The organism is Azospirillum oryzae (genome assembly GCF_900177515.1).
In the GTDB taxonomy this organism is placed as follows: domain Bacteria; phylum Pseudomonadota; class Alphaproteobacteria; order Azospirillales; family Azospirillaceae; genus Azospirillum; species Azospirillum oryzae_A.
Map to the genome: position 1 here is coordinate 510140 of NZ_FXAK01000001.1, position 15844 is coordinate 525983.

The 15844-nt window shown below is 68.5% G+C and carries 15 protein-coding genes; 8 read left to right on the forward strand and 7 right to left on the reverse strand.

The window, feature by feature from the left end:
* Window positions 1-22: 22 nt before the first annotated feature.
* The gene (locus B9N97_RS02400; protein ID WP_085082938.1) at window positions 23-1072 is read right to left on the reverse strand and encodes an ABC transporter substrate-binding protein; all 1050 of its coding nucleotides are present in this window, start codon (window positions 1070-1072) and stop codon (window positions 23-25) included.
* Between the two features lie 248 nt (window positions 1073-1320).
* Complete coding sequence (locus tag B9N97_RS02405; RefSeq protein WP_085082940.1) at window positions 1321-2274, reverse strand: LysR substrate-binding domain-containing protein; 954 nt, start codon at window positions 2272-2274, stop codon at window positions 1321-1323.
* 346 nt (window positions 2275-2620) lie between these two features.
* On the opposite strand from B9N97_RS02405, the gene B9N97_RS02410 reads away from it, so the two are divergent.
* From B9N97_RS02410 to B9N97_RS02440, 7 genes are read left to right on the forward strand one after another with little or no spacing between them, the layout of a single operon-like run.
* Window positions 2621-3754, forward strand: a complete 1134-nt coding sequence (locus B9N97_RS02410; protein ID WP_085083284.1) for an NAD(P)/FAD-dependent oxidoreductase — start codon at window positions 2621-2623, stop codon at window positions 3752-3754.
* On the forward strand, window positions 3735-4037 hold the full coding sequence (locus B9N97_RS02415) for a (2Fe-2S)-binding protein (protein ID WP_085082942.1): 303 nt from the start codon (window positions 3735-3737) through the stop codon (window positions 4035-4037). The genes B9N97_RS02410 and B9N97_RS02415 overlap by 20 nt, the downstream gene beginning before the upstream one ends.
* Window positions 4034-5509, forward strand: a complete 1476-nt coding sequence (locus tag B9N97_RS02420) for an FAD/NAD(P)-dependent oxidoreductase (protein ID WP_085082944.1) — start codon at window positions 4034-4036, stop codon at window positions 5507-5509. The genes B9N97_RS02415 and B9N97_RS02420 overlap by 4 nt, the downstream gene beginning before the upstream one ends.
* Window positions 5510-5522: 13 nt before the next feature.
* The gene (locus B9N97_RS02425; protein WP_085082946.1) at window positions 5523-6650 is read left to right on the forward strand and encodes an NAD(P)/FAD-dependent oxidoreductase; all 1128 of its coding nucleotides are present in this window, start codon (window positions 5523-5525) and stop codon (window positions 6648-6650) included.
* Between the two features lie 19 nt (window positions 6651-6669).
* Window positions 6670-7017, forward strand: coding sequence for a RidA family protein (locus B9N97_RS02430; RefSeq protein ID WP_085082948.1), 348 nt, complete (start codon window positions 6670-6672; stop codon window positions 7015-7017).
* Between the two features lie 26 nt (window positions 7018-7043).
* Window positions 7044-7811, forward strand: coding sequence for a transporter substrate-binding domain-containing protein (locus B9N97_RS02435; protein WP_085082950.1), 768 nt, complete (start codon window positions 7044-7046; stop codon window positions 7809-7811).
* Window positions 7812-7842: 31 nt separating this feature from the next.
* On the forward strand, window positions 7843-8190 hold the full coding sequence (locus B9N97_RS02440) for a RidA family protein (RefSeq protein ID WP_085082952.1): 348 nt from the start codon (window positions 7843-7845) through the stop codon (window positions 8188-8190).
* Between the two features lie 172 nt (window positions 8191-8362).
* Here B9N97_RS02440 and B9N97_RS02445 read toward each other — a convergent pair whose 3' ends face one another.
* The 5 genes from B9N97_RS02445 to B9N97_RS02465 are packed head-to-tail and all read right to left on the reverse strand — an operon-like array spanning window position 8363 to window position 14499.
* Window positions 8363-9652 (reverse strand): four-carbon acid sugar kinase family protein, encoded by a 1290-nt coding sequence (locus tag B9N97_RS02445; RefSeq protein ID WP_085082954.1) that lies wholly within the window; start codon window positions 9650-9652, stop codon window positions 8363-8365.
* A 5-nt stretch (window positions 9653-9657) separates the two neighbouring features.
* Entirely contained in the window at window positions 9658-10938 is a 1281-nt protein-coding gene (locus tag B9N97_RS02450) for a ribulose-bisphosphate carboxylase large subunit family protein (protein WP_085082956.1), read from the reverse strand.
* Window positions 10939-10950: 12 nt separating this feature from the next.
* Entirely contained in the window at window positions 10951-11490 is a 540-nt protein-coding gene (locus B9N97_RS02455; protein WP_085082958.1) for a VOC family protein, read from the reverse strand.
* Between the two features lie 36 nt (window positions 11491-11526).
* The gene (locus B9N97_RS02460; RefSeq protein ID WP_085082960.1) at window positions 11527-13422 is read right to left on the reverse strand and encodes a TRAP transporter large permease; all 1896 of its coding nucleotides are present in this window, start codon (window positions 13420-13422) and stop codon (window positions 11527-11529) included.
* A 48-nt stretch (window positions 13423-13470) separates the two neighbouring features.
* Window positions 13471-14499, reverse strand: a complete 1029-nt coding sequence (locus B9N97_RS02465) for a TRAP transporter substrate-binding protein (protein ID WP_085082962.1) — start codon at window positions 14497-14499, stop codon at window positions 13471-13473.
* Between the two features lie 142 nt (window positions 14500-14641).
* Here B9N97_RS02465 and B9N97_RS02470 point away from each other — a divergent pair, with 142 nt between their 5' ends.
* On the forward strand, window positions 14642-15730 hold the full coding sequence (locus B9N97_RS02470) for a LacI family DNA-binding transcriptional regulator (protein ID WP_085082964.1): 1089 nt from the start codon (window positions 14642-14644) through the stop codon (window positions 15728-15730).
* Window positions 15731-15844 lie beyond the last annotated feature (114 nt).

Genomic DNA, 15844 nt, shown 5'->3' on the forward strand with positions numbered 1-15844 from the left:
AGAGGGGATGCGGCTCACTTCCTCAGCGCTCGATCTCGCGGGTCCAGCGACGGTTCCACTGCTCGCGGTTCTTGTTGATGGTGTCCCAGTCCACCACCAGCAGCTTGCCGACCTGCTCCGGGCCATAGGGGATGCCGACCTGCTTCTCGGCCGGCAGTTCCACCGTCTTGTTCACCGGGCCGAAACCGGCATTGACCGCCAACGCGGTCTGCGCCTCGACCCCCAGCATGTGCTGGATGAACTTCTGCGCCTCGGCGGCCTTGTCGCTGCCGGCGACCTGGCAGGCGGCGGATCCCAGCACGATGCCGCCTTCCTTCGGATAGGTGAAGGCGGCGGGGAAGCCGGTGTCGGCCAGCGCCTTGGCCCGGCCCGACCCCCACACGGCGATCACCGCCTGGTTGCTCTGGAACAGCTCGGTCATCTTGCCCGGCGACGGCTCATAGGCGAGCACGTTCGGGTTGATCTTGTCCTTGAATTCCTTGAAGCCCGGCTCGATGTTGGTCTCGCCGCCGCCGTTCAGCCGGGCCATCATCACCAGGGCGTGCAGGCCATAGCTGTTGTTGATCGGCGGAACCACCAGCTTCTTCTTGTAGCGCGGATCCTCGATGTCCTTCCACGAGGTCGGAGCCGGGATCTTGTTCTCGTCGAAATAGGCCTTGTTGTAGACGATGCCGGTGCCGACCGCGCCGAAGTTGATCGCCTTGCCCGACGGCATCTTCGCCAGATCATAGAGCTGGTCGTAGACCGGCGCCTTCTGCAGATCGGCGCAGAAGTTCAGCGCCACCGCCTGGTACATCGGGCCGTCGTCCAGGATGACGACGTCGATCTGCTGGTTGCCCTTCTGGGCCTGCAGCTTGGCGAGGTTGTCGGTGGAGTTGCCGGCGACATACTCGACCTTCACCCCCGTCGCCTTCTCGAAGGCCGGGATGATGTCCTTGCGCATGGTCTGCTCGAAGGAACCGCCATAGGCGGCGACATAGAGCGTCTTTTCCTGGGCTTGGGCCGTCTGGACCGCGGCCATGCCGCACCACAGGGCCGCCGTCGCCATCAACCCGCACATCACGGAGCGCATCGTCATTCTCCTCTAGAGCCTGTTTCCCTGTTTGCGGTCCTGTTCACGATCCTGGGGGACATCCGAGCCTGATCTTCAAAGCCGGTCGCACTGCCGGTCCGGATCGCCGCTTTTACCGTCCTTCGTCTTGCCGTGCGCATTTCCGCCGGCTGTTTTTCGTAAAGGTCGCGGTCAGGACTTGGGCCAAGGGTGATGGCGCAGTCACATAACCGTCAAATCGAATTCCCGCCATCATTCATCCGATAATGTTATAATTCCGTGCCGCGAACGAGTTGAGCGCCGATGCCGGTGTCGTCCGGCCCATAAAAATTGTCGCGGAAGCGTGTCGCCTCCTCCATGAAGCCAGCCAGGAAGTCCTCGGCGATCATCGACAGCGGCACCTGGGCGGAGCGCAAAATGGCGATGTCGAAGCCGATGCGCGGTTCGAACCGTCGGACGACCAGCCCGTGCGGGACATAATCCTGGGCGGTGAAGGGATCGACGATCGACACGCCATGGCCGGCCGCCACCATGGCGCAGGCGTTCATGGTCAGCTGGGTTTCCACCCGCATCACCCGCGACACGTCATGGTCGGCGAAGATGGTGTCGATGCGATAGCGCAGCAGGGTCGGTGGCGTGGTGGAGATGAAGCTCTCCCCCTCGAAATCCTTCGGCACCAGCACCTCCTTGGCCGCCAGCGGATGGCCGGGCGGCAGGATGGCGACGGCGGGAAGGCCATGAATCTTCTCGGTCAGCACCGCGGCATGCTCGATCGGCGTGTGGGCGAATCCCAGCTCGCACTGGCCGGTCGCCACCCAGTCCAGGATGATGGGAGAGGTGCTGCCGCGCAGCGCGATGTCCACCCGTGGCCGCTCCGTCAGGAACCGTGCGACGTAGCGCGGCAGGAATCCCACCCCCAGCGCCGGCATCGCCGCCACCCTTAGCGTGCCGCTGCGCCGCGAGGTCAGGTCGCGCGCCGTCTGTTCGATCAGTTCCAGCCCGACGAAGGCGCGGTCCACCACCTGATACAGCGAGATCGCCTCGCTGGTCGGTGCGATGCGAGGGCCCCGCCGTTCGAACAGCGTCAGCTTCAGCGCATATTGCAGGTCGCCGATCAGCCGGCTGACCGCGGGCTGCGAGATGTTCAGCAGCTCCGCCGCCGCGGTGATGCCGCCGGTCAGCATCACCGCGCGGAAGGCCTCGATCTGGCGCGGATTGATCATGGCGCCCGTCCCATGGTCCCGGCGGAAACATAACATTCGGTCATGAAACACCCCTTCGATCTGATTTGACAGTTATAGGTTGGCTGCCGATGCTGTCGCAAGGATCGAGGAGCGGCGGTGTGCCGCCGGGCAGAATCCTGCGGCGCTCCGCCAAAGAAAACCCTGCACTTCGCAATCCATCCATGTGTAACGCCGGCAGATCCGGCGTGCCTGAAATGATATGCGCGACATTCATAAGTATTCGGCACCAGATGGGTGTGCCAAATTCTGCGATACGCGCCAAACGATAACGGCGGCGGCCGGTGCGCACGAAAAATGGTGCGCGCCGGCGGCGGGAGTGGAGACGATGACGCAGCCCAGTCGGGGCGGAGAATACGACGTCGCCGTGATCGGCGGCGGGCTGGTCGGATCGGCACTGGCCTGGGGCCTCGCCCGGTCGGGCCAGAAGGTTGCGATGCTGGACGAGGGCGACATCGCCGTCCGTCCGTCGCGCGGCAACTTCGCCCTGGTCTGGGTGCAGGGCAAGGGTCTCGGCATGGCGGAATATGCCGGCTGGACCAAGCAGTCATCCGACGACTGGAGCGGTTTCGCCGACCTGCTGCGCGAGCAGACCGGGCTCGACGTCGCCTACCGGCGCCCCGGCGGCTTCATGCCGATGCTGTCGGAAGAGGATCTGCAGGCCCGCGCCAACACCATGATGCGGCTGCACAACCAGCCCGACATGATCCCGTATCCCTACGAGGTGATGGACCGCGAGACCCTGCGCAAGGAGCTGCCCTTCATCGGCCCCGACGTGGTCGGCGGCACCTATTGCCCGCTGGACGGCCACTGCAATTCGCTGCGGCTGTTGCGCACCCTGCACAAGGGCATCGGCCTGCTCGGCGTCGATTACCGCCCCAACCACCGGGTGGAGAGCATCGAGCATCGCGACGGCGGCTTCCGCATGGCGACTGCAGGCGGTGAGGTCCGCGCCGGCAAGATCGTGCTGGCCGCCGGCCATGACAGCGCCCGGCTGGCGCCGATGGTCGGGCTGTCCGCTCCCGTCCGCCCCCAGCGCGGCCATGTCATCGTCACCGAGAAGACCGCGCCCTTCCTGCACCACCCCACCGTCTATGTCCGCCAGACCGACGAGGGCGGGGTGATGATCGGCGACAGCTTCGAGGAAGTCGGCTTCGACACCACGCTGCAGCCCGGCGTGTCGTCGGCCATCGCCCAGCGCGCCATCCGCTTCTTCCCGCTGCTGGGCAAGCTGAACGTGGTGCGCAGCTGGGCGGCGCTGCGCGTGCTGACCCCGGACGGCTTCCCGATCTACGAGGAATCGACGACCGCGCCCGGCGCCTTCGTCGCCACCTGCCACAGCGGCGTGACCCTCGCCGCCAACCATGCGCTGACGCTGGCGCCGCTGATCGCGGCCGGCGGCCTCGGCGACCGCTTCAAGCCCTTCAGCGCCCGGAGGTTCCATGTTCCGCAGGCTGCCTGAGATCGAGACCGCATCCTCTACGGTCGCTTTCACCATCGACGGCCGCCCGGCCAGCGCGCGGGCGGGCGACAGCGTCGCCGCCGCATTGCTGGCGAACGGCGTCACCGTCTGCCGCAACACGCCCGTCAGCGGCGCGGCGCGCGGCCCCTACTGCATGATGGGCGTCTGCTTCGACTGCCTCGTCACCATCGACGGCACCGGCAACCGCCAGGGCTGCCAGGTGCGGGTCGCCCCCGGCATGGCGGTGGAAACCCAGAACGGCAAGCGCGAGGTGGAGCGATGAGCGCCCAGGGGAGCAAGTTCGATTTCGACATCGCCGTCGTCGGTTCCGGCCCGGCCGGCCTCGCCGCCGCGGCGCTCGCGGCGTCCAAGGGCGCATCGGTCGTCCTGCTCGACGAGCAGGCGGAGCCGGGCGGCCAGATCTACCGCGCCGTCACCGAAACCCCGGTGCGCGACCGCAAGGTGCTCGGTCCCGACTACTGGCACGGCGCCGAACTGCTGGGTCCGCTGCGCGACAGCGGCGCCACCCACTGGCCGGGCACCACCGTCTGGAGCGTCGCCCGCCCGCGCGAGGACGCCGCCGACGGCTCCCGTCCCATCCAGATCGGCCTGTCGCGCAACGGTGCGGCCTCCATGCTGACCGTGCGCCACGTCATCCTGGCGACCGGCGCGCTGGAACGTCCCTTCCCGATCCCCGGCTGGACCCTGCCGGGCGTGCTGGGCGCCGGCGCGGCGCAGGTCCTGCTGAAGACCTCCGGACTCGTGCCGTCGGGCGCCACGGTGATGGCGGGCAGCGGCCCGCTGCTCTGGCTGCTCGCCTGGCAGTATCTGCAGGCCGGCGCCCGCATCGACGCGATTCTCGACACCACGCCGCGTGAGAACTGGCGCGCCGCCCTGCCGCTGCTGCCGGGATTCCTGCGCTCGCCCTATCTCGGCAAGGGCATGAAGCTGATGCTCGACGTGCGGCGCAAGCTGACCGTCATCGGCAACGTCACGAGCTTGCGCGCCGAAAGCGGCCTTGCCGGCGGCAAAGGGGGCGAGGGCGTGCTGAAGAGCGTCGTCTACACCCGCAACGGCACCGAACACCGGCTGCCCGCCGACACGCTCCTGCTGCATCACGGCGTCATCCCCAACCTGAACCTCGCCAACGCCACCGGCTGCGCCCAGCGCTGGGACGAGCAGCAGCGCTGCTGGCGCCCGACCACCGACGAATGGGGCGCGACCTCGGTCGAGGGCGTGTCGCTGGCCGGCGACGGCGCCGGCATCGGCGGCGCCCGCGCGGCGGAAGAGGCGGGGCGTCTGACGGCGCTCGACGCGCTGTACCGGCTCGGCCGCATCGGGCGGGAGCAGCGCGACCAGTCCGCCGCCCCCTTCCGCGCCGCGCTCGACCGCGCGCTGACCGGGCGCGCCTTCCTCGACACGCTCTACACCCCGGCGGAAGCCTTCCGCGTGCCGGCCGACGACACCATCGTCTGCCGCTGCGAGGAGGTCACCGCCGGCGCGGTGCGCGAGGCGGTGCGGCTCGGCTGCTCCGGCCCCAATCAGGCCAAGAGCTTCCTGCGCTGCGGCATGGGGCCGTGCCAGGGCCGGCTCTGCGGCCCGACGGTGACCGAGGTCATCGCGGCGGAGCGCAACGTCTCCCCGGCGGAGGTCGGCTATTACCGCCTGCGCCCGCCGGTGAAGCCGATCACGCTGGCCGAACTGGCCGCCCTGCCGAAGACCGACGCCGACATCGACGCCGTCTTCAAGCACTGAGCGGAGGCCCGCGATGACCGCAACCGCTTCCCCAAAACCGGACGTCATCGTCATCGGCGGTGGCCTGCACGGCTGCTCCGCCGCGCTGCACCTGTCGATGCGCGGTGTCCGCGTGCTGGTGCTGGAGAAGGACCATGTCGCCCGCCACGCCTCCGGCGTCAATGCGGGCGGCGTGCGCCAGCTCGGCCGCCATGTCGCGGAGGTGCCGCTGTCCGTCGCCTCGATGGCGCTGTGGCACGGCATCCGCGATCTGGTGGACGACGATTGCGGCTTCGAAAGCCACGGCCAGATCAAGGTGGCGGAGACCGAGGCGGAGCTTGAGACGGTGCGCGCCCGCGTCGCCGTACTGAACGCGCTGGGCTTCACCCACGAGGAGGTGATCGGACAGGACGAACTGCGGTCGCTGGTGCCGGCCATCGCCGACCATTGTGTCGGCGCGCTGGTGTCGCGCGGCGACGGCGCCGCCATCCCCTTCCGCACGACCTTCGCCTTCCGCCGCAAGGCCATCGCGCTTGGCGCCCGCTTTCAGGAGGGCGGCGCGGTGACCCGGCTCGCCCGCAACGGCGGCCTGTGGACCGTGGAAACCGCCGACGGCGCCAAGTACGAGGCCCCGGTGGTGGTCAACGCCGCCGGCGCCTGGGCCGACCGCATCGCCGCGCAGGTGGGCGAACCGGTGCCCTTGGAGGTCATCGCCCCGATGCTGATGATCACCGCCCGCGTCGCCCCCTTCATCAAGCCGGTGGTGGGCGCCACCGGCCGCACCCTGTCCTTCAAGCAGTTCCCCAACGGCACCGTTCTGATCGGCGGCGGCCTGCTCGGCCGGGCGGTGCGCGACGAGAACCGGACGGAGCTGGACTTTTCCCAGGTCTCGGTGAACGCCCGTACGGTGTGGGACCTGTTCCCCTGCATGCGCGGCGCCACCATCGTCCGCTCCTGGGCGGGGATCGAGGCGCGGATGCCGGACCAGATCCCGGTGATCGGCCCCAGCGGCACCGAACCGGACCTCTACCATTCCTTCGGCTTCTCCGCCCACGGCTTCCAGCTCGGCCCCATCGTCGGGCGCATCACCGCCGACCTCATCACCGCCGGGTCCACCGATCTGCCCATCGACCCCTTCCGCATCGGCCGCTTCGCCGCCTGACCCTTTGGAGCATCATCCCGTGACGATCCAGCGCTTCCACCCGACCCCGCGCCTCTGCGACATGGTCATCCACAAGGACACCGTCTATCTCGCCGGCCAGATCGTCGACGACGGATCGACCACAGTGGAGGCGCAGACCCGCGACGTGCTGCGCCAGATCGACGCCCTGCTGGCCGAGGCCGGCACGTCGAAGAGCAGCATTCTGACCGCCACCGTCTATCTCGCCGACATCGCCACCTTCCCCCAGATGAACGCCGCCTGGGACGCCTGGGTCGACAAGGCCAACCCGCCGGCCCGCGCGACGGTGGAGGCCAGGCTGGCCGATCCGTCGATCCTGGTCGAGATCGTCGTCGTCGCCGCCCGCTGACCCCTTCCCCCCTGCCGGAGCCTGCCATGAAGCGCCTCATTCCGGGCGTTGCCGCCCTTCTTCTGCTTGCGTCCGGCGGCATCGCCGCTGCGCAGGACCCCGTCCGCATCGCCACCGAGGGCGCCTACCCGCCCTTCAACTTCACCCAGCCCGACGGCAAGGTGGCGGGGCTGGAGGTCGATCTCGCCAACGCGCTGTGCGAGCGGATGAAGCGCCCCTGCACCGTCGTGGCGCAGGAGTGGGACGGCATCATTCCGGGCCTGCTGGCGAAGAAGTACGACGCCATCATGGCGACGATGAACATCACGCCGGAACGGGCGAAGGCGATCGGCTTCTCCATCCCCTACATGGTGGTGCCGGCCTATTTCGTGGCGCCGGCCAACTCCACCATCGACGGCTCGCCGGCCAGCCTGCGCGGCAAGACCATCGGCGCCCAGGTCTCCACCACCCATTCCCGTTATGTCGAGAAGCATCTCGGCAGCGAGGCGACGCTGAAGACCTACGACACCGCCTCCAACCTGCTGGCCGACCTTAAGGCCGGGCGGCTCGACGCCGCCATCACCACCGGCGCCACCGCGTCCGACTGGGTGAAGGGCGACGGCGGCAAGTCGGTCAAGCTGGTCGGCCAGCCGGTGATCGACGCCGAGGTGTTCGGCCCCGGCATCGGCGTCGGCCTGCGCAAGGAGGACACCGCGCTGAAGCAGTCCTTCGACGAGGCGATCCGCGCGGTCGTGCAGGACGGCACATTGGCGCGCATCGCCGCCCGCTACGTCGATTTCTCCATCACCCCCTGAGTTCTTTCAAAAAACCAAGGAGCAGTTCCCCGTGATCAAGCGCATCGAGAAGACCAAGATCATGCACCGCGTCGTCGTCAACAACGGCACGGCCTATCTCGGCGGCATCATCGCCGACGACGTCAGCGTCGGCATGGGCGGCCAGGTCACGCAGATCTGCGGCAAGCTCGACCAGGTGCTGGCGATGGCCGGCAGCGACAAGACCAAGCTGCTGTCCGCCCAGCTGTTCATCACCGACATGAGCCTGAAGAACGAGATGAACGACGCCTGGCTGTCCTGGCTCGACGGCAACGATCTCCCCGCCCGCGCCACCATCGGCGTCGCCGACCTCGGCGCCCCGGAGATCAAGATCGAAGTGGTGGTGACTGCCGCGGTCTGATGCGCTGAGCGCGGAAGGCTCCCTCTCCCGCCCCGGGAGAGGGAAGGGGCCCAAGCGGAGCTTGGGAAGGGTGAGGGGTCATCCAAGGATAAGGGGATCCATGTCCGGATCACCCCTCACCCTCCCCACGCCTGCGGCGCGGGTCCCCTCCCTCTCCCGGGGCGGGAGAGGGCTACCCCAGCAACCGCTCAAACAGATCCTCGCCCCCCATCTGCCCACCCTTCAGCATCAGCTCCAGCCCATCGACCGAAGGGTCGTCGGCATGGGTGCGGCTGACGGTGACTCCCGGCGCCAGCGTGCAGCGATAGGACAACCCCCAGCACCCCAGCGCCCGCACGGCAAGGCTGGACGTGTCCCCGCCGGCGATCCCCACCCGGCGCAACCGCACCGCCCGCAGCACCGCCGCGACGAATTCCGCCGTTGCCGCCGCGACCCGCCCGGCCTGCGCGGTGTCCGCCGTTCCCGCGTCCGCCGGCGCGGTCCAGACCAGCGTATGGCGCCCGGCGCGCAGCGACGCCGCCACCTCCCCCAACAACGCCTCGGCATAGCCGGCATCCGCACACAGCGCCGCCGCATCGGCCTGAATCCGCGTGTAGGACCCCGCCGCCTCGACCTGCCGCCGCGTCACCGGAGACAGGCTGCCCGCCATCAGGAACACCGGAGTGTCCGCCGCCGCAAGCGGCGCCTCTTCCGTCACTGAAGCGTCGGACCCGGCGTTCCAATGCGCGACCAATGCCTGCGCCACGCTGCTCGGCCCGACCGCCAGCAGCGGCTCGCGTGCAGCCCGCTCCCAGATCAGCCGCCCGATGACGGCCAGATCCTCGCCGCGCGACACGTCCAGCAGCACCGCCGGCGCTCTCTCATCCAGCCGCCCGTCCAGCGCCTCGCTGTCCAGCCCATAATCCGGGAAATGCAGCGCCGCCATCCCCTCCAACCCCTGCGCTGCCAGATGCCGGCGCAGGTCGGCCTCCGCCATCGGGGTGACGGGATGGACGCTCATCGTCGGGTGGCGGTCGATGCGATGCACCGTGCCGCCGGTCCCAGCCGCCGCGAACAGCGTGCTGAACAGGCAATAGCGCCCGATGTTCGGCTGCCCGCCCACCACCGGCCGGAAACGGTTGGGAAAATGCGGCCCCAGAGTCCGCACCGCCTCGCCGATGCTGCCGACATTGGGTGCGCTGTCGAAGGTGGAGCAGCATTTGTAATGCATCACCGGCACGCCCAGCCCGGCGAAGAATCGCCCCACCGGCTCCAGCTCCGCCCGCATCGCCTCCGGCGCCATGCTGCGCGCCGCCCCGGCGATGCCGACCGCATCGAGCGGCCCGGCTTGCCCGAACCGGGCGACGTCCGGCACGTCGAGGAACAGCAGCGCCCGCTGCCCGGCCTTCGCCAGCGCCGCCAGCGTGTCGGTCGCCCCGGTGAAGTCGTCGCCGTACCAGCCGAGCCTCGGTCCCGCCGCCATCGCCCTCAGCCCTTCTTCCCGAAGAAGTCCAGCGACCGCCGCAACTCCGGCAGTTCCCTCGCCGCGTCATCCAGGCTGCGCCCGGCCCGCACGGCGTCCCAGGCCTGCCGGATGCTCAGCACGCCGGCCGCCGGCCCGTCGGGATGGGCCATGATGCCGCCGCCGGACATGAACATCAGATCCGCCGTCCCCACCGCCTCCCAGGTGACCGGCACCGTCCCGGCCCATTGCCCCGACGAGAAGGCCGGCATCACGGCGTCGGCGGCACCGGACGCATCCTCTGCCAGCGGCGCCAGACAGGCCCGCGCGCCCTCGATCACCTCTTCGTCCGGCTGGGCGAATTTGCCGTTCAGCCCGTGGACATGCATATGGTCCACCCCCGCCAGCCGCCACAGCGCCTGATAGGCGTCGAAGCCGATACCCAGCAGCGGATGGCGCGACAGGGCGCCGAAACCGTTGCGGTGGCCGTGCAGCGCCAGCCCGCTGTGCCGGCGCAGGGTCTGCACCGCCGAATAGCCGCACCAGTTCAGGCTGACCATGATGCAGGACCCGCCCTCGCGCTCCACCAGATCGGCGTGGCGGCGCATGGCGTCGGTCTCGTCGGTGATGTTGAAGGCGACCATCACATGCTTGCCGGTGCGGTCCTGATGCCGGCGCACCCGGTCCATCACCGCGGGAATGCGCTGGGCCAGCGGCGCATGGGCCGGATCGGCGCAGATCTCGTCGTCCTTGATGAAGTCCAGCCCGGCGGCGCACAGCGTGCCGACCAGCTCGCCGGTCTCCTCCGCCGACAGTCCGACATTCGGCTTGATGATGGAGCCGACCAGCGGCCCGTCCGCCACCCCGGTCAGCCGCCGCGTTCCGGCGACGCCGTGGCGCGGCAGGTCGAACTGCGCCCGATAAGCCTGCGGAATGCGCAAGCTCTCCAGCCGCAGCCCCGTCACCTCGCCCAGGTCATACAGGTTGCCCGCCACCGTGGCCGCCAGCGTCGGCAGGTTGGCGCCGATGTTGGCGGTGGGGAAGGAGATGGTGACGCGCGCCCGCTGCCAGGGCCCCGGATTGCGCTGCCGCTCCAGCCAGGTATTCGGCAGGGCGGGGGTCTCGGCGACGTCCAGCTTCTCCACCGATTCGACGATGGCGCGGGCCCGGGCCCGCAAATCGTCGGTCTCGCCATGGACGCGGGTGAAGGTGCCGCAGGACTGCTCCCCCGCCATCACCTCCGCCACCTTGGCCGGGGCGAGGGGGGTTTCGATCAGGTATGTGGCTTCGATGCGGTCGGCGTGCATGATGGCCGCCCCTCACAACTTGCTCAAATCCGGAAACGGCCGCACCGGATCGCTGCCGTCCCAGCCCATCGACGCCTCGCGGATCAGATCGAACATCCGCCCCTTCGGCCCGGCGACCTCCGACAGCTCGATCACCGTGCCGGGATGGTACTCCGTATCGAAGTACACGAACCGCCCCTTCTCGCCGACCTCGCCGCTCATCACCGGCTTGAAGCCCTGGCCCAGAAGACGTTCCAGGTCGGCGTCGTAATCCTCGGTCCAGTAGGCGACATGCTGCAGCCCGGTGTTCCCGGCCTGCAGGAAGTCGCGATACATCGACGGCGCGTCGTTGCGGGTCTGGATCAGCTCCATCTGCAGCGGGCCGGAGTTGGCCAGCGCCACCGAATTGTGAACCTCGTAGGATTCGCCACGGTAGCTGTAGTTCCGGATCGGAACCCGCTCGTTGTAGAACCACGGCCCGATGCCGAGCGTGCGGCTCCAATAGTCCATGGCGGCCTCGATGTCGCGCACGACGTAGCCAGCCTGACGGATCTGGCCGAAGAATCGGCTCATTGAAGGAACTCCGGATAAGAGGGAAAACGGTTGGCGTCAGCGCGCCAGAAAACCGGTCGAAATCCAGGGAATGGCGGCAACGATCACCAGCCCGACCAGCAGCGCGCCGACATAGCCCCAGATGTGCTTCAGGCCGTCGTCGGGGTTGACCTTGCTGATGGCGCAGGCGCCGTAGTAACCGACGCCGAAGGGCGGGGCGAACAGGCCGATGCCCATGGCGAAGATGACGACCATCGCATAGTGCACCTCGTGCACCCCGGCGGCGCGGGCGATGGGGAACAGCAGCGGGCCGAACAGCACGATGGCGGGGATGCCCTCCAGCACGCTGCCCAGGATGATGAAGGCGACGATGGAGATGGCGAGGAAGCCATAGGCGCCGCCGGGGATGCCGGCCATGAAGCGCGCGAGATCGGACGAGAAGCCGGACTGGGTCAGGCCCCAGGCCATCGAGGTGGCGCAGCCGACGATGAAGATGATGGCCCCGGTCAGCGATGCCGTCTCGATCAGCATCGGCTTCAGCCGGCGCCAGTCGAACTGGCGGTAGATCAGCAGCCCGACGATTGTGGAATAGGCGATGCCGATCGTCGACACCTCGGTCGCCGTCGCGATGCCCTCGACCACCGCGGCGCGGATGACGAAGGGCAGGGCGATGGCGGGCAGCGCCACCATGGCCAACCGGGCGATCTCGCGGCCGGGGGTGCGCTCGACATGGCTCAGATCCTCAGCCCGATAACGCCGCCAGACGACGAAGCACAGGCAGGCGCCCAGAACCACGCCCGGCAGCATGCCGCCGGTGAACAGGGCGGCGATGGACACGCCGGTGACCGAACCGATGGTGATCAGCACGATGCTGGGCGGAATGGTCTCGGTCTGCGCGCCGGTCGCCGACAGCAGCGCCACCAGATCGCCGGGAGGGGCGCCGCGCTTCTTCATCTCCGGGAACAGCACCGGCGCGATGGCCGCCATGTCGGCGATCTTCGAACCGGAGATGCCCGACACCAGATACATCGCCCCGATCAGCACATAGGACAGGCCGCCGCGCACATGGCCGAGCAGGCTGGCGAGGAACTGGATCATGGCGCGGGCCATGCCGGTCATCTCGATCAGCAGACCGAGGAAGACGAACAGCGGCACCGCCAGCAGGATCAGGTGGCTCATCCCCTCGTCCAGCCGGCCGACCATCACCAGCAGCGGCGTCGAGGTGGTCAGCGCCAGATAGGCGAAGGTGGCGAGCGCGAAGGAGAAGGCGATGGGCACACCGGCGAAGACGTTGGCCGCCACCAGCCCGACGAAGAAGATGACAAGGTTCAATTGCCCAAGCGGCTTGAACACCGGCCCCGCCACCCAGAAACCGGCGACGATGGCGCCGGTCACCAGCACCGCGGCCAGCGCGGTCAGCGGCCGGGCCACCCGCAGCAGCCGGAACAGCGCCGCCACCAGCATCAGCCCCAGCCCGACCGGCAGCGCCGCCGCCCGCCATGCGTTGGAGACCTCCATCGCCGGCGTGGTGATGAACTGCTCCTCCATCGCGTAATCGACGGCGTGGTACAGCACCAGCGCCAGGAAGGCGATCGGGGCGGTGATGGCGATGCATTCCAGCAGGCTGCGCGCCTGCGGGCCGACACGGCTGACCAGACCGGTCATCCGCATATGCTCGCCCCGGCGCAGCGCCACCACCGCGCCCAGCATCGACAGCCACAGGAACAGGATGGAGGCCAGCTCGTCCGACCACACCAGCGGGGTGTGGAACAGATAGCGGGCGGTGACGCCGGCCAGCAGCACGACGATCTCGACCAGCACCAGAAGGCCCGCCACGACCTCGACTCCGACGGACAGGCCGTGGTCGATCCGGCGCAGCAGCGAGGCGCCTCCGCCGGCAACGCCGCCGGGAGCGTCCACGTAGCCGTGGACCGGTTCGGACATGTGGGACATGGCGGGGGGTTCCTTCATGCGGGAAGACCTGAAAGGGCAGGGATGCGGTCAGGCGAGCTTGCCGACCGCCTCTTCCAGCAGGCCCCAGGCCTCGTCGCCGAAACGGCCCTTCCATTCGCCGTAGAAGCCGCTGTCGCGCAGCTTGGACCGGAAGCTGTCGGGCGACGGCTGGTTGAAGGTCAGCCCCTTCGATTCCAGGTCGGCCTTGACTGACTGGTTCAGCGCCTTGATGTCGCCGCGCTGCGCCATGCCGGCATCGTTGATGGCGTTGGCGACGATGGTCTGCATGTCCGGCGGCAGGCCCTTCCAAGTGCGGCCGTTGGCGATGAACCAGAATCCGTCCCAGATGTGGTTCGACAGCGAGCAGTATTTCTGCACCTCGAACAGCTTGGCGACCTGGATGATCGGCAGCGGATTCTCCTGCGCATCGACGATCCGGGTCTGCAGCGACGAATAGACCTCGCTGAACTGCAGGCTGGTCGGGGCGGCGCCGAGACCCTTGAACATGGAGATGCTGAGCGGGCTGACCGGCACGCGGATCTTCAGCCCGTTCATGTCGGCGGCGGAAGTGATCGGCTTGTCGCCGCTGGTCATCTGGCGGAAGCCGTTGTCCCACATCTTGTCGAAGGCATAGAGCCCGACCTTGGAGATGGCGTTGCGGACATGGGCGCCCAGCTTGCCGTCCATCGCCTTCCACACCTGATCGTAATCGGAGAAGGCGAAGCCGACCGCGTTGATCGCGGCGACCGGAACCAGCGTGGCGATCACCAGCGCCGATGGCGTGAAGAAGGTCAAACCACCGCTGCGCACCTGGCTCAGCATGTCGGTGTCGCCGCCAAGCTGGTTGTTCGGGAAGATCTTGACCTCGACCTTGCCGTTGGACTCCTTGGCGATCCGCTCCGCCGCCTGCTGGGCGCGGATGTTCAGCGGATGGGTCAGCGGCAGGTTGTTGCCGTACTTCAGCTCATATTCGGCGGCGCGGGCGATGTGCGGCATGCCGATGACGGCGCCGGCCGCCCCGATTGCTGGCGCGGTGGCAATGGCCTTCAGCATCGTGCGGCGGGTCAGACTGGTCATTTCAAACCTCCCATGGATTACCGGCCGACGTTGCTGTTTCCGGCCTTGCGTTTCTGATGTGATCTGATGTCAATTGATGATTGTTGGATGGACGGTATGTCCAGCACCGACAGGTGTCAAACGCCGAAATTGATGGTTTTTGATGGACTCATTGAATGACGAGCCGGACGCCGGCACTGCCGCGCGCGGCCTGCCGCGGGTGGCCGACATCGCGCAGGCCGCCGGCGTGTCCACCGCCACGGTCGACCGCGTGCTGAACCACCGGCCGGGGGTGCGCGCCGCCACTGTGCAGCGCGTGCTGAAGGCTGCCGCCGAACTCGACTATCTGCCGGACAGCGATCTTTATGCCGCGGCGGGGCAGAAGCCGATGCGGCTGTCCTTCCTGCTGCCCGCCGGCAACAACCGCTTCCTGACCGGCCTGGGCGAGATGATCCGCCGCGCCGATGCCACCCTCGCCCCGCACGGCGTCAAGGCGCAGGTGGAATTCATCAAGAGCTTCAATCCGGAACTGCTGGCGCGCAGCCTGTTCCAGCACGGCCGCCGCGCCGACGGCGTCGCCTTCATGGCGCTGGAACACCCGGCGGTGCGCGAGGCGGTGGACGCGCTGGCCGACCGCAACGTGCCGAGCGTGACGCTGATCTCCGACATCCTGAACTGCCGGCGCGCCGGCTATGTCGGGCTGGACAACCGCGCGGCCGGCCGCACCGCCGGCTACCTGATCGCGCGCTTCCTCCGGCACCGCCCGGCCAAGGTGGCGATGATCGCCGGCAGCCTCAGCTACCGCGCGCACGAGGACCGCGAGATGGGCTTCTTCAACGTCCTGAAGGAAACCGCCCCCGACATCGAGGTTGTCGGCCTGCGCGAAGGCCATGACGACGAGGGGAAAAGCTACCGCCAGACCCGCATGCTGCTGGGCCTGCACCCCGACCTCGCCGGCGTCTACAACATCGGCGGCGGTGCGGAGGGGGTGGCCCGCGCCCTGAAGGAGACGCGGCGCGAGCGCGAGATGGTCTTCATCGGCCACGGCCTGACCAACGAGACGCGCGGCCTGCTGATCGACGGCACGCTGGACGCGGTGATCACCCAGGACCCGCGCAACACCCTGTCGGCCTGCGTCGGCATCTTCACCAACCTCCGCGCCGGCCGGCCGCCCATGCAGGGGGTGGAAACGCCGCGGGCGGAAGTGATCTTCCGCGAAAACCTGCCGAAAAATATGCTGCCGGACGAGTGACCCGAACGCGCGGCATGACACCCTCTCACCGCCTCTCTCCCCCTCCGTCTGCCTGGAAAGGTCCGATGCTTTCGGCGGCGCTCATCCGGCACCATGGGAACCTTGTTGCAATCA